This is a genomic window from Flavobacterium sp. R1_16 (assembly GCF_057652095.1).
This window is the reverse complement of record NZ_JBYFCG010000001.1, coordinates 104,896-126,264: the sequence shown is the minus strand read 5'-3', so window position 1 is coordinate 126,264 and position 21,369 is coordinate 104,896. Positions and strand designations below refer to the sequence as shown.

The following is a 21,369-nucleotide window of genomic DNA, read 5'->3' as shown; positions in this document are numbered from 1 at the left end:
GTTTAAAAAATCTATCCATAAAGCCCTACTTCCGCTTCATCAACAACCAATACACCACTCCACTAATCCCAAATCCCACAAACCAAGCATAGCTGTACAAATGCGAAATCCAAGCAGGAAATGCAATTTCGTCTACGACTTTAATTGTAGTTAAAAACCCGGGTACATTGGGCACGATTCCAATCAACAAAGCAAGAATAGCGGCACGATTGAATCCATTTGAGAAACTATATACTCCTTTAGCATCATACAAATCGTTTAGAATCAACTGTTGTTTTCGAATAAAATAGTAATCAACAATCATAATACCTCCAACAGGACCTAGCAAACTAGAATATCCCACCAACCATGTGAAAATATAACCCGATGGGTCGGCAATTAGCTTCCATGGAAATATTAAAATTCCTATAACTCCAGTAATATAACCTCCTTTTCTAAAATCAATTTTAGAAGGAGCAAAATGAGCAAAATCATTCGCTGGACTCACAATATTCGCTGCAATATTTGTCGCTAGTGTAGAAATCGCCACCGCTATCATGGCAATACTCACCAACAACTTACTATCAAATTTTCCTGCCAAAACTACCGGATCCCAAATCGTCGTTCCAAAAAAAATGGTCGTTGCCGAGGTGACCACCACACCCACAAAAGCAAATAAGGTCATAGAAGTAGGCAAACCATAAATCTGTCCATTGATTTGCGCTTTTTGTGAGGTAGCATATCGTGTAAAATCAGGGATATTAAGTGACAAGGTCGCCCAAAAACCAACCATGCCCGTCAACGCTGGAAAAAAGAAATGAAAGAAATCCGTTGTTGTAGCAAACTTTGAAGGTGTATCTAAAATAGGCCCCAAACCATGTGCTGCATTTAACGCCCAAAACAATAAAGCCAAGGCGGCTAAGGGCAAAAAGAAAGCCTTAAACACTAATAATTTACGAATACTATCCACTCCTAAATACACAACAAACATATTGAGCAACCAAAACAAGAAAAAACAAATAGCCGGTCCTGTTTGCAATCCCCACGAATCAGGGAAAATTGGAGTTAAAGTATCCAATGAAGGAATCCACAAACGCGCCATTTGAAAAATCGCAAATCCACCGATCCACGTTTGAATTCCAAACCAACCACAAGCCACAATAGCTCGTAACAATGCAGGAATATTAGCGCCTTTAGTTCCGAAACTGGCTCTAGCAAAAACAGGAAAGGAAATACCATACTTCGCTCCAGCGTGACCATTCAAAATCATAGGAATCAACACAATCGTATTCCCTAAAAAGATAGTTAATATCGCCTGCCACCAGTTCATACCGCCTTCAATCAAGGAACTCGATAACATATAGGTAGGAATACAAAGGCTCATACTAATCCATAGTGCGGCATAGTTCCAAGTAGTCCATGTTCTTCGTCCCTCCACGATGGGAGCCAAGTCCTTATTATATAACGAAGAATTCGTAGTATTTAATTGGGTGTCTGTCAAAAGTAAAATGAATTTTAATGAATTAATGTCGGAATTCTGTTCTTAAAATGAAAGGAATTCGAAATGACCCTCTTGGGAGTCTTGGGAATAAAACACAACGGAGGCAACACATCCAAAGAAAAAATAGCATCGGGCAATGCTCTTTCTTTGAAAGTCTCTAGTAAATATAAATTTTGATTTGCTAGAAATTCCATCTATTCGGTAATTATTCCTTAAAAAATTGGAATAAAAATAATAAGAATTTCGGTATAAACAAGTATTATCAACAAATAATTCAAAAATAGTTTAAAATCAACTTGTTATAAAATTGCATTTTTACAAAAAAAAGGCTTCGAAAAATAACAAATTCGCTATAAACCAACCTCTAAATTAATGAATAAATAATTCGTCTCCGATTCTGATATTCGCTAACACAATCGAGACAAGCGTACAATTTGTCCAAAAAATAGCTTCCAATTTGTACCAATCTACGCAATCAGCAAAAAAAAAACACACAAACAATTCTACCCAAAACAATCTGTGCTAATTTGTGCAATTTGTGGCATGAGAAAAGTAACACTTATAAAAATCCGCGAATCTGTGGCAAAAAAAGAATCCAAATAATACCAATTATGAATATAAAACAGGTTGATTTTTTTGAACCATTTAGAAAGTAAGTTTGCTTCGCCTTTTCGTCTCGAAAGCTTTCGAAACTCGGGTCGTTAAGACTTAATTTTCTTAAATATCTTAATTGTTTAAAATTTTTAATGGTTACTTTTATTAGACTTATTAATAAACATAAATGATATAAGTAACCTCTATCCAACTTAATCTGTGCTAATTTGTGAAATTTGTGTTCAAAAAAACAAAATCGCTATCTTTGATAAAATTTACCCCATGAAAAAAATCCTTCTTCTCTTTTCTCTCCTACTGTTCTTGCAATGCGGCAGTATTGAAAACTATACCACGCCCGACAACAAGCCCGCTCTATTCAATCTCAACGACATTCCTGCTATAACTCTAGAATTTGAGCTCAAAGATTGGAACAAACTACTTACTAATTACGACCTCAATCCCAGCAACGAGAAAAAAGTAGTGTCGCGTTTCACCTTTGATGTCAACGGAAGTACCATTGCCCTAGACAGTATCGGACTTCGTCTGCGAGGCAATACCAGCCGACGCAGACCCGAAGGCAACCCGGGCGATTTGCACAATGCCTCCAACCCCGATTGGCATCATGTACACTTTGCCCTCGATTTTTCTAAAAACAGAGACGCACAACGTTTCAAAGGACTCAACAAACTCAACCTGAAATGGTTCAAAGACGACCCTAACTACTGCCGCGAAATCTACAGCTACGACCTTTTTGCGCGTTACGGCTGTTGGAATGCGCCCAGAGCCTCCTATTGCAAACTAACCGTTAAAGTAAAAGGCGATGCCAAACCCGCCTATTATGGCGTATATGCCATGATAGAAAATATAGACGAAGACTTCTTAACCAAGAATCAAGACAAATGGGGCTCAGGAATTGGCTTCCTTTGGAAAGGCGGCTGGGCAGGTGGAACTAACGCTACCTTTACCACAAACTCTGCACAAAGCATTGGTGTAGAAGACGTTAACATCGACCCTGCACTCTCGGTCTATTATGCCTATGACCTCAAAACACGCAAAGACGAACTCCCAGCAGCTCAAGCAGAATTGGTACAGTTCATTACCGACCTCAACACCAAAACAGGCACCGCCTTTCAAACTTGGATTGCCCAAAAAATGGATGTGCCGCTCTTCCTTAGAACCATGGCTACACACGTCATGTTGGGCATGTGGGACGATTATTGGGTCAATGGCAACAACTTTTATTTCTATTTTGCGCCAAACGGCAAAGCCTATTTCATCCCTTACGATTACGACAACACACTTGGAACTTCACAAATAATTGAAAATGCCGGCACCCAAGACCCACTCAAATGGGGAAATATGACTAAGAGACCGTTGATTACCAAAATTCTAGAAATTCCGCAGTACCAAGCGCTCTACAAAAGCTACGTCAAGGAATTGATAAACCCCAACAACGACCTCTTTACAGCTACCAGAAGCATGGAACGCATCCAAGTGTGGCAAAACCGTATTGCCAATTCCGTTCCTAACGATACTGGTGAGGATATGAGCATAGACGACAATCCCGCCTCCTGGGGCAACCAACCCAATTACCGCCTAAAATCAGGCAACAACATGGGGGGTAGCAACGGCCCTGCTAATTATTTCTTGAGCCGAGCGGCAAGTATTACTTGGTAATCAAAATATTTAAAAAATAATAAAATAAAATGCCTAAAAACCTCTGGACAAAAGAAGAATTAATCCTTGCTTTTAATTTGTACCTAAAAATACCATTTGGAAAAATGCATAGTACAAATAAAGATATTATTCATCTAGCCAATTTAATTGGTCGAACACCAAATTCTATAGCATTAAGGTTAGTCAATTTTGCTAGTGTTGACCCTGTTTTAAAAGCTCGTGGAATCAAAGGAATGGATGGAGGAACTAAAATAGTGCAGCCTATTTGGGATGAATTCTTTAACAACCAAGAAGAATTAGTTTTTCTAAGTGAGCAAATCCTCGCACAAAAAGAAAATACTTCCATAGAAAACAAATACGAAGAATTACTATTTGACATCAAAAATTTAAAAGGCGAAATGGTTACTCGTGAAGTAAAAACCAGAGTAAATCAATCAGTGTTTAGACAGATGGTTTTAAGTAACTATAACACAAAATGCGCTATAAGTGGTATTGATATTCCTAAATTACTGTTGGCAAGTCACATTATTCCATGGTCAAAAAACGAAAAGGAAAGATTAAACCCAGAAAACGGCATTTGCTTATCCGCATTATATGACAAAGCATTTGATAAAGGATTAATTGGAATCAACCTAAACTATGAAATCATTTTATCCAAAGATTTAAAACCAAAGAAGGATACTTATTTTTACCAACAACATTTTGCACCTATTGAAAATAGAAAAATAACAGAAGCTATTACTTATTTTCCCAGAAAAGATTTTTTACAATACCATCTAGATACTGTTTTTGAAAAATAAAACCTCACTACATCTCAAACAATATCATTAATTTAAGGAAATTTATCGCTGTTTCATTATTCCTCATTAATCGAAATAATATAAAAACAACTCCTCACAAACAAAAATCTGTGAATCTGCGGTAATAAAAAAACAACACGAAGAATCAATTCACGAAGAATCGAATTTGTGAAAATGTGTGGCAAAAAAACCAACCCAAACTACAAAGAATAAATCAGTGACTCGAGACCAAAGGTCGAACAGGCGAAGCAAAATCGGTCTAATCCGCGTCCAAAACAACAAGCGTAGCTTCAAAAAACAAATCTATATTTCTACGAACTATTGCTCAAAAATCAACGAAGCCAATCGCTCGTCTCGACCGTACACATCATCATAGAAATGAACAGCTCCCTCACTATCAACCCAAGCGGTAAAATAGCCAATATAAACAGGGATTTTATTTTTTAAAGTGTACCAACTTTCCTTTCCGCTATTCATTGCGGCATCAATTTTAGCAGGAGTCCAATTGCTATCGTCCTTCAAAATAAGGTTCGCCAACTCCACTGGTTTTGCCACGCGAATACAACCATGGCTAAACGCCCTTTTTTCCTCATCAAACAAACTTTTAGAAGGTGTATCGTGTAAATAAATAGAATTAGAATTAGGGAACAAAAACTTCACCAGCCCTAAAGAGTTTTTAGGCCCGGGTTTCTGCCTAATATTGCCTCCATTCCATTCCATATTGTGCTGTGCCAAGTAATTCTTATTCTTGGCCATCGCAGGGGCAATCTCTTTTTTAATAATACTTTTAGGCACATTCCAGTAAGGACTAAACACAATATACTGCATCATCCCACTGAAAATCACCGTTTGATTCATGGCTTTCCCAACAACCACCTTAGAAATCAAAACGGGCTTATTGTCTTTAAAATAAGTAAGTCGAAACGAAGGAATATTAATGACGATAAACTCTTTCCCTTTGGTAATATCACTAGGAATCCATCGGCACCGTTCCATATTTACCATAAGGGTTTTGATGCGGGCGGCAACAGGCACATTCATATCCGCAATATGTTTGGGAATAAGAATGGCATCAGGAGCAAAACCATTGCGGGTTTTATAATTCAAAACAGCTTCTTTCAGCGCCTCATCGTACACCTTACTTCCAGAATCTGTGGCTATATCTCCCGAAACAAAGAGCCGTTTCCTAACCTGAGCAATGGTTGTAGAGCTATCACCAGGACTAAAAAATCTAAATGAATCATCCCAATCAATAGGGTTCCAACCGCCTTTTTTTTCTATAGCTCGGTACTCTTGTAACACTTTTTTCAAACGATAGTACTGCCCGAGAACCTCCTTTTCATCCTTATTCATCAAAGAGGGGTTTACCAAAAGCGAGTCCAAATAATTGACATAGGACTGTTTTTTACGAGGCAAATACCAACCCAATCCCTCACTTTTTTCAGCATCCAATCCTTGAAAAACTTTCTTAGCATAGAAAAAATACAAGGCCGAAAGCAGCAACTCCGTTTCGGTCTGAGGCTTTTTCAGGCTGCTGGTATTCTGAAAAACAGCGTCCAACTGCGCACGATAAGGAACCGTTGAAGACACTCCTTCTGAAGCAATAGAGAGAATCTTGTTGTACAACAAACCTCCCACTTCTATAATTCCCTTGCTGTCAAACCAAATATAATGATATCGATGTTTTTGATACAGTGCTTCTACATCAGCCTGAAAGTCTTTAAGCTGTGGATGTCTTTCAAAAAAGGGAGCTACCTGTGTGCTGTCAAAATAAATCTCTTTGGTATTAGGAAGTACCTCGGTCGGCACCTCAGTCAGAACCGATAAGGTTTTTGCTTCGCTGGAAGTATTTTTACAAGAACCCGCAATGAAAAAGGCCAGAGCAACTGTGAGTAACTGTAAAATTAACTTTCTCATATACAAAACCTTATTAATAAAGCTGTCATAAAAATACAAAAAAAATAAAGCAAAAACACACAACTACTAGTGTATAATTTCTTGATGAAAAAAAGTATATTTAGAGCATCGGATGAAGTCCTTAGCAGAAGGAATTCAAGCCAATCATTTAAATAGTTTACAGTATGAAAAAAATACTTTTAGCCATATTAAGCCTCGTCTGTTTTCCCTCTTTTTCTCAGAATCCACTTCAAGAATCAAAAGAAAAAGAACAAATACACCTCCTACTCGATGGTTGGCATCTAGCGGCAGCTAAAGCAGATTTCAATACCTACTTTAACGCCATGACCGATACTAGCATGTTCATTGGCACTGATGCAACAGAGAATTGGGACAAAACAGCATTCAAAGCATTTGCAAAACCCTACTTTGATAAAGGGCAAGTATGGAATTTCAAACCTTTAGAACGACACATCTACTTTAGCAACGATAAAACAATAGCTTGGTTTGATGAATTGTTGGATACTTGGATGAAACTATGCAGAGGCTCTGGCCTACTGGTAAAAGTAGGAAACCAATGGAAAATACAACACTATGTCTTATCTACAACCATCCCCAACGAAAGTATTGACGAGGTGGTAAAAATAAAAACCCCTTTAGAAAGCCTACTAATTCAAAAACTACAAACTAAATAAAATCAGGATGGTTCTTTAAGTTATCCAACATGGCAACTGTCGTTTTAGCCAAATCATAGTGGTGTTGCCAGCCCCAATCTCTTCTGGCTTCGCTATCATCAATGCTGGCAGGCCAACTATCTGCTATCTGTTGTCGAGAATCAGGAACATACGTTATCGTAAAATCAGGTAGCTGCTTGCGGATTTCTGCCGCAAGCGCAGCAGGGGTAAAACTCATAGCCGCCAAATTATAAGAAGACCGAATAGAAAGCGCATCACCGTCGGCTTGCATAATTTGTATCGTAGCCTGAATAGCATCTTCCATATACATCATTGGCATTTTTGTATCAGAAGAAAGAAAACATTCATAAGTGCCTTGTGATAACGCTTTATGAAAAATATCAACAGCATAATCGGTTGTTCCTCCCCCAGGTGGCGATGACCAACTAATAAGACCGGGATAGCGAACACTGCGAACGTCAACTCCATATACATGATGGTAATACTCACACCAGCGCTCACCAGATTGCTTACTAATGCCATAAACCGTTGTAGGTTCCATGATGGTATATTGTGGTGTATTTTCTTTGGGAGTTGTAGGTCCAAAAACAGCGATACTCGAAGGCCAAAATACCTTTTGTATCTTTTTGGCTCTAGCCAAATTCAACACATGAAAAAGGGAATTCATATTCAAATCCCAAGCAAAAGCAGGGTTTTTCTCTGCAGTAGCCGAAAGTAATGCCGCCATCAAATACACATCGGTAATTTCATGAACCTCCACCAAATGCTGAATTTGATTGTAATCTAAGGCATTAACCACTTCAAAAGGTCCCGAATTGACCACATCGGTATTCATCTTTCGAATGTCAGAAGCAATGACATTTTCTATTCCGTAAATCGAGCGCAACTTTTGTGTAAGCTCAGTTCCTATCTGACCACAAGCACCTATAATTAGAATTTTTGGTGTCATATTTTCTCTACTTTAGCTACACAAATATACGCTTTTTGAACCTTTACTATGATACATCCATCGTTTGTATTTCCTCATTTAACAAAATTATAATTATCAAAGGGCGGTGTGTTTTAACTTTCGTTTTACCTTTGTAACTTTGTCAACTAAATCATCCTACATGAAAAGGTTTCGTTTCTTACTTCTTTTTTTATGCTGCCTTTCAGCTGCATTTATTTCTTGTAATGATAATGATGAAAAACGCGAGGCGGCAACTCTAAAAGATGCTCAAAAACAAGAAGCCATTTTCAATACTATCAGCAAAGGATGGAACTTTTCTAACCCTATTTTAACGCCAAGCTCACAAACCATCGTCAACAATTGGAACGAATGGCGTTTGTTTTTAGACGAACTGGGGGTAAAACCTAAAAGTAGTATCGGTGCCTTTCAGAAAAAAGCCAAAGCCCTATCCAAAAGAGCTTTTGATTTGAACGCAAATATCCCAAATACGTTCAACAAGCCCGAAGTAAAGAGTAGAATCGCCGTATTGGTAACCAAAATCAACGCCATCAATCTCTTTATCAATTTGGATGATATTCCAGCACAGAAAGTAGTCAGCCTTGTGGCAGATGTGAATGAAGAAATGGGTTCATTGACGCGTCAAATGGATGAGATTATCAGAAAAAATGCCATCCCTAAAGAAGAAGGTGAATCCGATATGTTACAAATGTTAGACACCACGAGAGCCATACCCAATAAAATTGTACCACAACCTTGAGTAAAACCAACCTACTTAACACCTACGACAATTCGCCTAAAATCAAGCAAATTGTAGATAGTATACAAATCCCTGAGCAAAAGATTCATCTCAATGGATTAGTGGGTTCGTCTATTTCATTTGTTTTACAAGCTCTTTTTAAAAAAACAGAAAGCCCTTTTTTAGTTCTACTAAACGATAAGGAAGAAGCTGCCTATTACTTGAACGATTTGGAGCAACTCATAGGTGACCAAGATGTGTTATTTTATCCCGGGTCATACCGACGCCCTTATCAAATTGAAGAAACTGACAATGCCAATGTATTGCTTCGTGCCGAAGTATTGAACCGCATTAATTCGCGCAAAAAACCTGCTGTAATTGTCTCGTATCCAGAAGCACTATTTGAGAAAGTGGTGACCAAAAAAGAGTTGGACAAAAACACTTTAAAAGTAGCCGTTGGCGATAAAATATCCATTGAATTCATCAATGAAGTTTTGTTTGAATACGAATTCAAAAGAGTAGATTTCATTACCGAACCCGGAGAATTCTCGGTTCGCGGTGGAATTATAGACGTGTTTTCTTTCTCTAATGATAATCCGTATCGAATAGAATTTTTTGGAAACGAAGTGGACAGCATTCGAACCTTTGATGTAGAAACTCAACTCTCCATAGAAAGACAAAAAAAGATTGCCATTATCCCTAATGTTGAAAACAAATTTTTTCAAGAAAACAGAGAAAGCTTCCTAGAATATATCGACAGTAAGACGATTATTTTTATTCAAAATACAGAGGCATTGTTGTCGAAACTAGACTCTCTTTTTGACAAAGCAGGTGCTATTTTTACCAATTTAAATGCAACGGTAAAACACCTAGAACCTGAAAAACTATTTTTAAACCAAGCTGAATTCCTTAAAAAGAGTTTGGATTTTTCTATTGTTGAATTGAGTTCCAAACCCATTTACAAAACTCAAAAAACAGTTCATTTTCATACGCTACCTCAACCTTCTTTCAATAAACAATTTGATTTATTGTTAAACAACCTGAATGACAATCATTTTAACGGCTACAAAAACTATTTGTTTTGTTCCAATGATGCCCAAGCCAAAAGATTTCACGACATATTCGAATCCTTGGATGAAGCCAATCACGAAAGTATTCGCAAGCAATACCACACCATAACAGTACCGATATACCAAGGATTTATTGACGAAGAACATCAGATAGCCTGTTATACCGACCATCAAATTTTTGAACGCTACCATAAGTTTAGCATCAAAAATGGGTATTCTAAAAAACAAACCATCACGCTCAAAGAATTGACTACCCTTTCTGTTGGAGATTATGTAACACATATTGACCACGGAATTGGAAAATTTGGTGGTTTGCAAAAAATTCAAGTAGAAGGGAAAACCCAAGAAGCCATAAAATTGGTATATGCAGATAATGATATTGTATATGTGAGCATTCACTCCTTGCACAAAATTTCGAAATACAATGGCAAAGATGGTGCTCCTCCCAAAATTTACAAATTGGGCTCAAATGCTTGGAAAGTTTTAAAACAAAAAACGAAAGCCCGAGTCAAGCATATTGCATTCAATTTAATTCAATTGTACGCCAAACGAAGACTCGAAAAAGGATTCCGATATGCTCCAGACAGTTATTTGCAGGCAGAATTAGAAAGCTCGTTTATTTATGAAGACACTCCCGATCAAATCAAATCGACCCAAGAAGTCAAAGCCGATATGGAAAGCGATCGCCCAATGGACAGACTCGTTTGTGGCGACGTCGGATTTGGAAAAACCGAGGTGGCTATTCGTGCCGCTTTTAAAGCGGTAGACAACGGAAAACAAGTTGCGGTTTTAGTACCTACAACTATTTTGGCTTATCAACATTATAGAACATTTAGTGAGCGCTTAAAAGAAATGCCAGTTTCTGTAGGATACCTCAACCGTTTTAGAACCGCAAAACAAAAAGCAGAAACACTAAAAGATTTGGCAGACGGCAAACTCGACATTGTTATTGGAACCCATCAATTGGTCAACAAAAATGTAGCCTTTAAAGACTTAGGATTGTTGATTGTAGATGAGGAACAAAAGTTTGGTGTAAATGTCAAAGACAAACTCAAAACTATTGCTGCTAATGTCGACACCCTGACATTAACAGCAACTCCCATACCTAGAACCTTACAGTTTTCATTGATGGCAGCAAGAGATTTATCCGTGATAACTACACCTCCACCCAATCGCTACCCAATAGAAAGTAATGTTGTTTCTTTTAGTGAAGAGTTGATTCGGGATGCCATTTCGTATGAAATGCAACGCAACGGTCAGGTTTTCTTTATCAACAATCGAATTGAAAACATCAAAGAAATAGCTGGGATGATTCAGCGATTGGTTCCAGACGCCAAAGTGGGCATTGGTCACGGACAAATGGACGGAAGTAAATTAGAAGAATTGATGCTGGCTTTTATGAATGGAGAATTCGATGTTTTGGTAGCCACTACAATCATTGAAAGCGGACTAGATGTTCCCAATGCAAATACCATTTTTATCAATAATGCCAACAACTTTGGTCTATCTGATTTGCATCAAATGCGTGGTCGTGTAGGTCGAAGCAACAAGAAAGCCTTTTGTTATTTTATTTGTCCACCTTATTCTATGATGACTGATGATGCTAGAAAACGTATTCAAGCTCTAGAACAATTTTCAGAATTGGGAAGCGGATTTAATATTGCCATGAAAGATTTGGAGATTCGAGGCGCAGGTGATTTATTAGGCGGAGAACAAAGTGGTTTTATTAATGAAATTGGTTTTGATACCTATCAAAAAATCATGAATGAAGCCATCGAAGAACTCAAAGAAAATGAATTCAAAGAGTTATACGCAGATGAAGGAAAAACAGAAAAAGAATATGTAAAAGACCTTCAAATAGACACTGATTTTGAATTATTATTTTCGGATGAATACATCAACAACATTTCCGAAAGACTGAATTTATATAATGAATTGAGCCTTATTAAAGATGAAGATACATTACTAGCCTACGAACAAAAACTCATTGACCGCTTTGGTCCACTACCAAAACAAGCAACTTCATTGCTCAATAGTATAAAGATAAAATGGATTGCCACACGATTTGGTATTGAAAAACTGGTGATGAAACAAGGCAAAATGATTTGTTATTTTGTTTCCGACCAACAAAGCGATTATTACACCTCACCTCAATTTCACAAAGTATTGCAGTTTGTACAAAAGCAATCTCAATTGTGCAAAATGAAAGAAAAACAAACCCCAAATGGTTTGCGTTTGCTTTTGACTTTTGAACATGTAAAATCAATTCGGAAAGCTTTGGAATTGATGGAGTTGATGGAAGGTTAAAATTAAACAAAGCTTCCAGCCTTTTGAAGGCTGGAAGCTTTGTTCAAATAAATGTTATAATTAGTCTATTAAAAGTTCTTCAATCTCCTCCAAATTTTGACTTGTAGAATGATAATATCTAAAATTTTCTATATCTCCAAACATCTCTAGTACTCTTTCCCGTTTTAATTTTGAAGGTTTTTCTGAAAGAATTGTTCCGTAGGATGTCCACGGGTATTCAATAATGCTATCCGTAAAATGATGATGAACTGGATTATTATGAATATAGAAAATAAGTTTTTTGAAATAATTTTCATTGGTTACTATTTTTCTCTTGAAATTCTTTTCAAATAAACTCCCTGTTCGTTTGTATCTTTTATTAATAGCCAATGTGTAGGCATTGAATAAATTAGAAAATTGTTTTGAAGCACTTATCGCTTTTGGCTTATCTGTAGAAGAATATTCTAATTTGCTTGGGTCTATCTCCGAAAACTCTTTGATATAAACTAAAATGTGGAAATGATTTTTCATCAAACACCAAGCATAGGTTTCGGCAATTGGATTAATATACTTTTCGTACAGTCTCAGAAAATGTAGGTAATTTTCAGTATCAAAAAACAAATCAATACTATTATTTCCTCTATTATAAATATGATAAAAGTTACCCTCTTCAATAGGAATTTGTCTCATTCTCTATAAAAATTAATCTCTACTAAATATTACCCCCTAAGCTTCCAGCCTTTGAAAGGCTGGAAGCTTTATGTTAAAATTACATCTTCACTATTTTAAAGTTGGCTTCTTTTTCGTTAAACTTCAATTTAAAGAAATACGTTCCTGAAGCAAATGATGCCAAATCCACCTTAGTTTCCAATCCATTGAGTTGCTTTTGGTACAACAATCGCCCTTCTAAATTATAAACAAAAATTTCTTTGAGTTCTGTTTTAGAAGTTATAGAAACTATTCCGTTGCTTGGATTTGGAGAATAGGTAAAATCAATATTTGGCGTAAATTGGTTGGTTCCTAAATTGGATACACAATCGATATAAGCAACATAACCGGCACCAACTTCATAGGTGTCTGAGAAGAATTTCATGGTCAAAGACCCATCTACAGCAGTTGATTCAAAGGGACCAGGTAATGTTGTGCCTGTATATCCCGAACCTAGCTCAGTTGCAGCAGTTGAATTTCCGTCGTAAACGTATAAATAATCATAATCTTGTTCCAAATCAAAACTTGAAAAAGTCATTCTAATCTTTTGATTGGAATTACTTGGAATAATGGTTCTAACATAGGTTTCAAGATTAGAATAGTTATCGGTAACACCTCCTGTGTCTGTAATTGTTACACCATTACAATAATTTGTTGCAGTCACAAGAACAGTTTGTCTATATACTGGAGTTAAACCAGAACCGCATGATGGTCGAACTCTTACTAAATAATACGTATTAGGAGCTAATCCAGATACAGAATAATTGGTAACCGAAAGTGGCGATGACCATGTTATTGATGACGAGGCAAAAGGAGTTACAGAAACTTCCCAAGAAGAAGTGTCACCTATATCCGTCCAAGAGAAAGTAGCCGCTGTAGAAGCAACCGTGTCGATATTAATTTCTGAAACTGTATTGATACAGGTAGTAATACAATCTGTACTCAAACAACTACTATTATTTACTATCGAAAGTATTCGTGCTGCTGGTTGTGGTCCAAATCCGTTATTAAAATTGATTCCAGCACTCGGAATTAAATGACAATAACTCATTATCGTTCCTCCAGTACCCGTTGGAAGCGGTCCAACTGAGCAATCTCCTTCATTGTACTTGCTGTCTGAAGTTGGTCCACAACCATCAATAGCCGTATTGTTGCCATTCCAAACGCAAGCATGTGTATGCGGAGAACCCAACAAATGTCCTATTTCGTGAGTTACTACAAGCACCGTCCAAGAATAGGTGGGAACCGAATTATAACTTAAAAAAACATCGGAATAACTGTAGTTATTTGTAGTACATAATCCATCAATAGTTATCGCTAATCCTCCAAGATTTCCAGTATCTATTCCTACTAACTGACCTATATCACCATCAAAAACAGGTCTTACTTGGTTGAATTTAAGTAAATAATCAGATGAATCTACACCAACCCCTTCATAAGGATCTTGAGTTGTCCAAATGTATAATGACTTTAACGAAATGTTAATCCCATCATTTGCATACAAAGTTTGAACATTATTAAACACCGATGTCATCCAGTTTGAAGTGGTGGTGGTATTGCTGCCATTTTCTAGAAACAAATTATTGTCTATTTCAAAATATAGAGTTACACATCTATCGCTTTGTTTTTGAGTCGTCCTTTGAGCATTAAAGTACGGTTGTTGTTCTCCTTCTTTGGTGTGACATTGAATGTTGTTTATGGCATTCAAATCGGCATCGGAATAAATTACATAATCGGTTTGATTGTCTTTTTTATGTAGTTTTCCAATCACTAAATTATTCAACCGCTGGCTAGATATGATTCCGTTGAGTTCATTTTTAAAGAAATTAAAAGAGACTGTTGAGTTCAAATCGCCTTTGATGATTCCTCTGTAATACAAACCTTGTTCGTAGGGTATTGATTTTGCTTTATCTGTATCAACATGAAAACCTTCTGCTAAAATATTCACTTTGTACAATTGTACCGTAATTACTTCCCCTTGGTAAGGAATTGAAACTTCAATGGTTTCTTGTTTATCGAGAACCAAACGAGTTAAAGACTGAAAATTAATTTTGGCTACTGTTGCTTTTTTCAAAGCTTTATTCAAAGACAAGTCGGTAGCTTTATTTGAAACTGTTAAGACAGAATACGCCTTAAAAGTAGCATTACTAGCTGTTAATGCGCTTACTTTTTTAGCAACTTCTTTTTGACCAAAAGCGCAAAGACAAAACAATAAAACTACAACTGTAAATTTTTTTTTCATTTTCATTACTATATACGGATACCTTTTCAAAAGTAATCAATATTTTATTTAGAAAGATGAATTACTGTTAAAGTATGGTGCGACTATAGTAAAATGATTTTACAAGGATTTTAAATCTTTTATGACTCTGAAAGCAACATCAACAACTTCTTCACTCACTAAAATAGTAAACTCATTTGAAGTAGAAATGACCTCATTGATAATAATACCTTCCCATGCTAAACGCTGAAAAATAAAATAGTAAATCCCTGGAATCACCACGTTATCATTAGGTAATTTTACGGTTATTGAAGCTAGGTTTTCTAATTTTTGAACCAGTTTTTCATTAGCAAAATGTTTGTCTACGATATGACCTACACTTTCGCTAATAATAATATTCGTCTCACTAACTCCTCTTGACGAAGTATAAAAAATATCTGAATAATTATGAATTTCAGAAATCAATTCTGCCTGATTATTCAAAATACTATCGGAAACAGCAAAAGCATAATCTGTTAAAGAAGAACGTACGGTTATCTCTCCCAAGTTTTTTAATACTTTAACGATTTTATGATTTAATCTAAAATCTAAGTCAACCGACAACCTTTTGAGTGCCATAACAATAGCACCTTGTTTTACTTCTTTTCCAAATTCACTCTCTAACTCCACCATCATATTTCTAGATAATGACGTTAGATTGATGATTCCTTGAGATAAAGCACTCAATAAAAAAGGTTTGGTTTTAATGTAGTTCTCTACAATGGAAGAAACAGTTTTCATATACACTTGTTTTAAATCTTTTACAAAGATATAAATAAAAACATTTTGTTACAAATACAACAAATTAAAAATAATAAAATGCATCTTCTAAATGTTCCATATCGAAATTTTTCTCCGTTTTATGACCCGAAACCGAAGGTTGAACGGACGCAGTAATGGCAATAATATCAAAACGCACTTCAACATCAAGATTATTTGAGGATACATATTCATTTATCGCTTTCACTAAAAGTTGAATTTTTTTGGGTTTTACAAAATCTTGTGGCAAACCAAAATCAATACTCGAGCGAGTTTTTACTTCTACTACAGCCAAAACAGTATCTTTTTGAGCAATAATATCAATCTCTGCTTTTTGAAAAGTCCAGTTGGTTTCTAGAATGGTGTAGCCTTCTTTTTGCAGAAATTCCACAGCCAACTCTTCTCCAAGTTTTCCTAATTCATTATGACTGGCCATGGCATCATTTATTGAAATTTCAAAATGGAATACTTGTCATTCACATCGAGAGAAGCCTTTTTTCCAAAAAGTAAGGTATTATTATTGTGAATATGTCCCGCTGGAAAATTATACACTATAGGGAAATCATAATTTTTAGTAATATCAGCAATAATTTGGTAGGCCGTTTTTCCCCAGGGAATTTCGTTATCATGCATTTTGGTAAAACTTCCCACAACCATACCTTTCAATCCATCAAAACAACCACAGCGTTTTAAACTCAACATCATTCGGTCAATGTGGTACAAATATTCGTCTAAATCTTCCAGAAAAAGTATCTTGCCTTTACAGTCTATTTGCGATTGCGAACCCATTAAACTGTACAGAATAGACAAATTTCCTCCTACCAATTCACCTTCTACATTGCCGTATTTATTCTCGTTTTCGCAAGGAACAGTATAACCCAACGGTTCGCCAAATAAGGCTTTTCGCAAGGTTTCCTCCACTTCTGGAGAGGCTTTCTCCACATTTACAGGCATAATCCCATGTATGGTAGCAAAACCCAGCTTATTCAAATGACTGTGTAAAACTGTCACATCACTAAAACCAACAATCCATTTTGGGTCGTGTTGAAACTTTGAAAAGTCAACCAAATCTATCATTCTTGCTGTTCCATAGCCGCCGCGAACACACCAAATCGCTTTGATATTTGGATTGTCTATCATGTTTTGAAAATCAGCAGCACGTTGTTCATCTGTTCCTGCCAATTGATTGTTGTCTAATCCTATTGACTTGCCTATGACCACTTCCAAACCCCAACTTTTGGCCAAGCTAATAGCGGGTTTCAAATTATCATCTATGTTTTTTCTGGCTGTGGCTACAATGGCTATAGTATCGCCTTTTTTTAGATAGGATGGTGTAATCATATTGTTTTTTGCTTGACTGTTTGATACCCAAAAAATCAGTAAAACGAGAATGCCAATTGTTTTTTTGGTTTTCATATTTTTTTCAAAAATCATGTAGACAAATATATAAAAACTAGGCGGAAAATTGCTCCAAATAAAAACGTCAAAACTCTCAATTCTATTGCTTATTTTTGCAGAAAATATTTTTATAACACGATGTTAGAAAATCCAAAACGATATACCATTACAGCAGCATTACCCTACACGAATGGCCCCATTCACATTGGTCATTTGGCAGGCGTTTATGTGCCCGCAGATATTTATTCTCGTTATTTACGATTGCAAGGAAAAGACGTTCTTTTTGTTTGCGGTAGCGATGAACATGGGGTAGCGATTTCTATGAAAGCCAAAAAAGAAGGGAGTACTCCGCAAGAAGTAATTGATAAATATGATGGTATCATCCGGAAATCATTCTCTGATTTTGGAATTGCATTTGACAATTATTCCAGAACCTCAGCCAAAATTCATCACGATACTGCTCAAGAGTTTTTTAAAAAATTATATGATAACGGCGATTTTATTGAAGAAGTTACCGAACAATTGTATGATGCCAAAGCCAATCAGTTTTTGGCAGACCGCTTTGTGATTGGAACTTGTCCAAAATGTGACAATCCAGAAGCCTATGGCGACCAATGCGAACGATGTGGTTCTACGTTGAACGCAACAGATTTAATCAATCCCAAATCGACAATTACGGGTGAAACTCCTGTTTTACAATCCACCAAACACTGGTTTTTGCCTTTAGACCGTTACCAAGATTTTTTAACCCAATGGATTTTAGTAGACCATGCTAAAGATTGGAAAACTAACGTCTTAGGTCAAGTAAAATCCTGGTTGGACGACGGATTAAAACCTCGTGCTGTGACACGCGACTTAGACTGGGGAATTGATGTTCCTGTAGAAGGCGCCGAAGGGAAAAAACTATATGTATGGTTTGATGCGCCTATTGGTTACATTTCATCCACCAAAGAATGGGCGGCTCGTGAAGGAAAAGATTGGGAACCCTATTGGAAAGATGCTGGTACAAAATTGGTTCATTTTATTGGGAAAGACAATATCGTTTTCCACTGCATCATTTTCCCAGCGATGCTCAAAGCAGAAGGAAGCTATATTTTGCCAGACAATGTGCCTGCGAATGAATTTTTGAATTTAGAAGGTAACAAATTATCGACTTCTAAAAACTGGGCGGTTTGGTTGCACGAATATTTAGAAGATTTTCCAAACAAGCAAGATGTGTTGCGTTATGCTTTGACAGCCAATGCTCCAGAAACGAAAGACAATGATTTTACTTGGAAAGATTTTCAGGCGAGAAACAATAATGAATTGGCAGCAGTTTTCGGGAATTTCATCAATCGTGTGGTGGTCTTGACCAACAAATATTACAACGGAATTGTTCCAACTCCAAACGAAATTTCAGAAGTTGACGAACAAACATTAGCCGAATTAAAAGCCTATCCAGCGGTAATTTCGAGTTCCATTGAGCGCTACCGTTTTAGAGAAGCTCAAGGAGAATTGATGAATGTGGCTCGTTTAGGAAATAAATATTTAGCTGACGAGGAGCCCTGGAAAATGGTAAAAACCAATCCAGAACGTGTACAAACACAAATGTATGTGGCTTTACAAATTGCGGCAGCTTTACGCATTTTATGTGAACCTTTTTTACCGTTCACAGCGTGTAAATTATCTGGAATATTAAAAACAGATGTAAACTTAAATTGGAATTCTATTTCAGAAACATCTGATTTACTTCCTACTGGTCATCAAATTGGAGAAGCTGAAATTCTATTTGCCCAAATAGAAGATGATGAAATTCAAAAACAAATAGACAAATTGGAAGCTACAAAAAAAGCAAATACAGACGAAGCGACTTCGTCTCTAGCAATACTAGAACCACAGAAACCAACAGCAACTTTTGAGGATTTTTCCAAACTGGATTTGCGTGTAGGAACCATCCTTGAAGCCGAAAAAATGCCAAAAGCCAACAAACTTTTAGTGTTAAAAGTAGATACTGGTTTGGATGTTAGAACCATAGTTTCTGGAATAACCGAACATTTTTCACCAGAAGAAGTAATAGGAAAGCGAGTAACCGTTTTACTTAACTTAGCACCAAGAGCCTTGCGTGGTGTGGAAAGCGAAGGAATGATTTTGATGACCAACAATGTGGAAGGGAAATTAGTTTTTGTTAATCCTGATGGAGATGGGGTAAATAATGGAGCTATAATTAGTTAATTGTATTGTATGAACCTAAAAGTAATTGCTTTCGACGCTGACGACACACTATTTGTGAACGAACCTTATTTTCAAGAAACAGAGCAAAAATTTTGTGCTTTGATGAGTGATTATTTATCGCATCAAGGATTGTCTCAAGAATTGTTTCGGACGGAAATTGCCAATTTAGATTTATACGGCTATGGCATTAAGGGCTATACCCTTTCTATGATTGAAGCTGCCATGAAAATTTCTAACAATACCATTTCAATGGAAATCATTGAAAAAATTATTGCTTTAGGAAAAGAATTGCTTCAAAAGCCTATCGAATTATTAGACGGCGTTGAGGATACTCTTCAAGCTTTACACGGAAAATACAAATTGGTCGTTGCCACAAAAGGAGATTTAAAAGACCAACGTCGCAAATTACACGACTCGGGCCTTGGTAAATATTTTCACCACATAGAAGTGATGTCTGACAAACAAGAAAAAGATTATACCGATTTATTAAACCGTTTGGAAATCAACCCTAAAGCCTTTTTTATGATTGGGAATTCTTTAAAATCAGATGTGCTTCCCGTTTTAGCAATTGGTGGTCATGCCGTTCACATTCCTTATCACACGACTTGGGAACACGAAAAAATAAGTCATAAAGTAGAACATCCCAATTTTAAAACATTGGAAAAAATATCTGATGTTTTAGAAATATTGCTTTAATTTTTAATCAAAATAAGTCCAGTTTGCCCCATCGCTTATGATGATAATTGATTTTCCAGCTGAGTTTGGTGGAAGATAGATTGGTGCCCCAATAGCAGAACCAACGTTGGAACTTTTATGAAAAAATCGTTTGCCTCCTGCTGTGTATAATTCTGCAGTATCAAAATCAGTGATATTTCTCAAAATATAAACTCCATCGTCAATTAATGTTGCTCCTCCCGAAGGCCCTCCAAGCAAAGGTGTGGTAATACCAATTGTCTTTACTGACAAATTCCCATTTAGATCCAAAGTACTTATTGGAGTGGTGGTATTAATACCTACTTGACAAAATCCCTTGTAGCTACTAATAAACAAAAGAATACCAGAAAGTATTTTTATAAATCGTATCATTTTTGAGAATAAATATTAACCCGTTGGGTGTAATTATTAAAAACGTCAGTTCGAGTGTTTTTTGTGCAGTAAAACGGAACAAAAAATGTATCGAGAATCGTTTTTAATGAAATTTTTCTTGTTCTCGATACAATTTTCTATCAAAATCACTCGAACTGACGAAAAATTTTCACAAAAACTAATTACACCCAACGTGTTAAATATTGATATAAAATTATCTCATTTTGATACTATTATTACAATGAACGAAAAAATTTAATACCAAAAAAAGAATTTTTTGTTGATAACCTTCTGATTTTCAACTATATAAAATTAAAAGCGACAAACTTACATTTGCCGCTTTCCAAATTGATTGTACTAACTAATTTTTTATTTAAAAATAGTTTTCCAATTATTTCCCTAACAAAAGAATATCATTTGCAACCACCTCAGTAATATAGCGCTTATTACCGTCTTTATCGTCATAACTCCTGTGAGTTAATTTTCCTTCTATAGCAATTTCTTTACCTTTAGTTACGTATTTTTCAATAATTTCAGCAGTGCGACCCCAAGCGGTTATCTTGTGCCATTCTGTTTGTTCTACTTTTTCTCCTTTGTCATTTTTGTAACTTTCGTTTGTAGCGATAGTTAGGTTGGCTAATTTTTTCCCTCCATCAAAATTTTTAATTTCAGGATCATTACCTACGTTTCCGATTAACTGTACTCTGTTTTTCATTGCATTCATGGCGTGTAAAATTTAATTGTTTATAAACTATTTTTTTGTG

General features: G+C 36.2%; 18 protein-coding genes. 7 read left to right on the top strand and 11 right to left on the bottom strand.

The features are described from left to right. Positions 1 to 25 precede the first annotated feature (25 nt). Together AC23L6_RS00550 and AC23L6_RS00545 are read right to left on the bottom strand one after the other, a co-directional pair. Positions 26 to 1,480, bottom strand: a complete 1,455-nt coding sequence (locus tag AC23L6_RS00550; protein WP_487560339.1) for an NCS1 family nucleobase:cation symporter-1 — start codon at positions 1,478 to 1,480, stop codon at positions 26 to 28. A 14-nt stretch (positions 1,481 to 1,494) separates the two neighbouring features. Beyond that, complete coding sequence (locus tag AC23L6_RS00545; protein WP_487565515.1) at positions 1,495 to 1,674, bottom strand: hypothetical protein; 180 nt, start codon at positions 1,672 to 1,674, stop codon at positions 1,495 to 1,497. A 682-nt stretch (positions 1,675 to 2,356) separates the two neighbouring features. On the opposite strand from AC23L6_RS00545, the gene AC23L6_RS00540 reads away from it, so the two are divergent. Both AC23L6_RS00540 and AC23L6_RS00535 read left to right on the top strand, forming a co-directional pair. Beyond that, on the top strand, positions 2,357 to 3,751 hold the full coding sequence (locus tag AC23L6_RS00540; protein WP_487560338.1) for a CotH kinase family protein: 1,395 nt from the start codon (positions 2,357 to 2,359) through the stop codon (positions 3,749 to 3,751). 29 nt (positions 3,752 to 3,780) lie between these two features. Then, positions 3,781 to 4,551, top strand: a complete 771-nt coding sequence (locus tag AC23L6_RS00535; RefSeq protein WP_487560337.1) for an HNH endonuclease — start codon at positions 3,781 to 3,783, stop codon at positions 4,549 to 4,551. 318 nt (positions 4,552 to 4,869) lie between these two features. On the opposite strand, the gene AC23L6_RS00530 is transcribed toward AC23L6_RS00535, so the two are convergent. Next, the gene (locus tag AC23L6_RS00530; RefSeq protein ID WP_487560336.1) at positions 4,870 to 6,468 is read right to left on the bottom strand and encodes a L,D-transpeptidase family protein; all 1,599 of its coding nucleotides are present in this window, start codon (positions 6,466 to 6,468) and stop codon (positions 4,870 to 4,872) included. Between the two features lie 164 nt (positions 6,469 to 6,632). Here AC23L6_RS00530 and AC23L6_RS00525 point away from each other — a divergent pair, with 164 nt between their 5' ends. Further along, positions 6,633 to 7,142 (top strand): nuclear transport factor 2 family protein, encoded by a 510-nt coding sequence (locus tag AC23L6_RS00525; RefSeq protein ID WP_487560335.1) that lies wholly within the window; start codon positions 6,633 to 6,635, stop codon positions 7,140 to 7,142. On the opposite strand, the gene AC23L6_RS00520 is transcribed toward AC23L6_RS00525, so the two are convergent. Next, the gene (locus AC23L6_RS00520) at positions 7,135 to 8,091 is read right to left on the bottom strand and encodes an L-threonine 3-dehydrogenase (RefSeq protein ID WP_487560334.1); all 957 of its coding nucleotides are present in this window, start codon (positions 8,089 to 8,091) and stop codon (positions 7,135 to 7,137) included. The genes AC23L6_RS00525 and AC23L6_RS00520 overlap by 8 nt on opposite strands. 160 nt (positions 8,092 to 8,251) lie before the next feature. Here AC23L6_RS00520 and AC23L6_RS00515 point away from each other — a divergent pair, with 160 nt between their 5' ends. Beyond that, complete coding sequence (locus AC23L6_RS00515) at positions 8,252 to 8,848, top strand: hypothetical protein (RefSeq protein WP_487560333.1); 597 nt, start codon at positions 8,252 to 8,254, stop codon at positions 8,846 to 8,848. A gap of 41 nt (positions 8,849 to 8,889) precedes the next feature. After that, positions 8,890 to 12,204, top strand: a complete 3,315-nt coding sequence (gene mfd, locus AC23L6_RS00510) for a transcription-repair coupling factor (protein WP_487560877.1) — start codon at positions 8,890 to 8,892, stop codon at positions 12,202 to 12,204. A gap of 60 nt (positions 12,205 to 12,264) precedes the next feature. On the opposite strand, the gene AC23L6_RS00505 is transcribed toward mfd, so the two are convergent. The 5 genes from AC23L6_RS00505 to AC23L6_RS00485 form a co-directional block, all read right to left on the bottom strand. Beyond that, positions 12,265 to 12,873: a transposase gene (locus AC23L6_RS00505; protein WP_487560332.1), complete on the bottom strand. Its 609-nt coding sequence runs from the start codon at positions 12,871 to 12,873 to the stop codon at positions 12,265 to 12,267. 79 nt (positions 12,874 to 12,952) lie between these two features. Beyond that, the gene (locus AC23L6_RS00500; RefSeq protein WP_487560331.1) at positions 12,953 to 15,133 is read right to left on the bottom strand and encodes a M12 family metallo-peptidase; all 2,181 of its coding nucleotides are present in this window, start codon (positions 15,131 to 15,133) and stop codon (positions 12,953 to 12,955) included. Positions 15,134 to 15,232: 99 nt separating this feature from the next. Next, positions 15,233 to 15,892: an aspartate kinase gene (locus AC23L6_RS00495; protein WP_487560330.1), complete on the bottom strand. Its 660-nt coding sequence runs from the start codon at positions 15,890 to 15,892 to the stop codon at positions 15,233 to 15,235. 64 nt (positions 15,893 to 15,956) lie between these two features. Beyond that, positions 15,957 to 16,346 (bottom strand): YraN family protein, encoded by a 390-nt coding sequence (locus AC23L6_RS00490; protein ID WP_487560329.1) that lies wholly within the window; start codon positions 16,344 to 16,346, stop codon positions 15,957 to 15,959. 8 nt (positions 16,347 to 16,354) lie between these two features. Beyond that, positions 16,355 to 17,326, bottom strand: coding sequence for a S66 peptidase family protein (locus AC23L6_RS00485; protein ID WP_487560328.1), 972 nt, complete (start codon positions 17,324 to 17,326; stop codon positions 16,355 to 16,357). Between the two features lie 120 nt (positions 17,327 to 17,446). On the opposite strand from AC23L6_RS00485, the gene metG reads away from it, so the two are divergent. Next, complete coding sequence (gene metG, locus AC23L6_RS00480; protein WP_487560327.1) at positions 17,447 to 19,519, top strand: methionine--tRNA ligase; 2,073 nt, start codon at positions 17,447 to 17,449, stop codon at positions 19,517 to 19,519. Between the two features lie 9 nt (positions 19,520 to 19,528). Further along, positions 19,529 to 20,215: an HAD family hydrolase gene (locus tag AC23L6_RS00475; protein WP_487560326.1), complete on the top strand. Its 687-nt coding sequence runs from the start codon at positions 19,529 to 19,531 to the stop codon at positions 20,213 to 20,215. Between the two features lie 3 nt (positions 20,216 to 20,218). Here the strand turns inward: AC23L6_RS00475 and AC23L6_RS00470 are convergent, their stop codons facing one another. Together AC23L6_RS00470 and AC23L6_RS00465 are read right to left on the bottom strand one after the other, a co-directional pair. Next, the gene (locus tag AC23L6_RS00470; protein WP_487560325.1) at positions 20,219 to 20,605 is read right to left on the bottom strand and encodes a hypothetical protein; all 387 of its coding nucleotides are present in this window, start codon (positions 20,603 to 20,605) and stop codon (positions 20,219 to 20,221) included. Positions 20,606 to 20,996: 391 nt separating this feature from the next. After that, entirely contained in the window at positions 20,997 to 21,329 is a 333-nt protein-coding gene (locus AC23L6_RS00465; protein ID WP_487560324.1) for a single-stranded DNA-binding protein, read from the bottom strand. Between the last annotated feature and the right edge of the window lie 40 nt (positions 21,330 to 21,369).

Excerpts from the sequence above, each read along its gene's own strand:
- AC23L6_RS00500 (WP_487560331.1), bottom strand. The coding sequence starts at position 15,133 with ATGAAAAAAAAATTTACAGTTGTAGTTTTATTGTTTTGTCTTTGCGCT.
- AC23L6_RS00495 (WP_487560330.1), bottom strand. The coding sequence starts at position 15,892 with ATGAAAACTGTTTCTTCCATTGTAGAGAACTACATTAAAACCAAACCT.
- AC23L6_RS00470 (WP_487560325.1), bottom strand. The coding sequence starts at position 20,605 with ATGATACGATTTATAAAAATACTTTCTGGTATTCTTTTGTTTATTAGT.
- AC23L6_RS00525 (WP_487560335.1), top strand. The coding sequence starts at position 6,633 with ATGAAAAAAATACTTTTAGCCATATTAAGCCTCGTCTGTTTTCCCTCT.
- AC23L6_RS00505 (WP_487560332.1), bottom strand. The coding sequence starts at position 12,873 with ATGAGACAAATTCCTATTGAAGAGGGTAACTTTTATCATATTTATAAT.
- AC23L6_RS00545 (WP_487565515.1), bottom strand. The coding sequence starts at position 1,674 with ATGGAATTTCTAGCAAATCAAAATTTATATTTACTAGAGACTTTCAAA.
- AC23L6_RS00540 (WP_487560338.1), top strand. The coding sequence starts at position 2,357 with ATGAAAAAAATCCTTCTTCTCTTTTCTCTCCTACTGTTCTTGCAATGC.
- AC23L6_RS00530 (WP_487560336.1), bottom strand. The coding sequence starts at position 6,468 with ATGAGAAAGTTAATTTTACAGTTACTCACAGTTGCTCTGGCCTTTTTC.
- AC23L6_RS00490 (WP_487560329.1), bottom strand. The coding sequence starts at position 16,346 with ATGGCCAGTCATAATGAATTAGGAAAACTTGGAGAAGAGTTGGCTGTG.
- AC23L6_RS00485 (WP_487560328.1), bottom strand. The coding sequence starts at position 17,326 with ATGAAAACCAAAAAAACAATTGGCATTCTCGTTTTACTGATTTTTTGG.
- AC23L6_RS00475 (WP_487560326.1), top strand. The coding sequence starts at position 19,529 with ATGAACCTAAAAGTAATTGCTTTCGACGCTGACGACACACTATTTGTG.
- AC23L6_RS00520 (WP_487560334.1), bottom strand. The coding sequence starts at position 8,091 with ATGACACCAAAAATTCTAATTATAGGTGCTTGTGGTCAGATAGGAACT.
- AC23L6_RS00535 (WP_487560337.1), top strand. The coding sequence starts at position 3,781 with ATGCCTAAAAACCTCTGGACAAAAGAAGAATTAATCCTTGCTTTTAAT.
- metG (WP_487560327.1), top strand. The coding sequence starts at position 17,447 with ATGTTAGAAAATCCAAAACGATATACCATTACAGCAGCATTACCCTAC.
- AC23L6_RS00515 (WP_487560333.1), top strand. The coding sequence starts at position 8,252 with ATGAAAAGGTTTCGTTTCTTACTTCTTTTTTTATGCTGCCTTTCAGCT.
- AC23L6_RS00465 (WP_487560324.1), bottom strand. The coding sequence starts at position 21,329 with ATGAATGCAATGAAAAACAGAGTACAGTTAATCGGAAACGTAGGTAAT.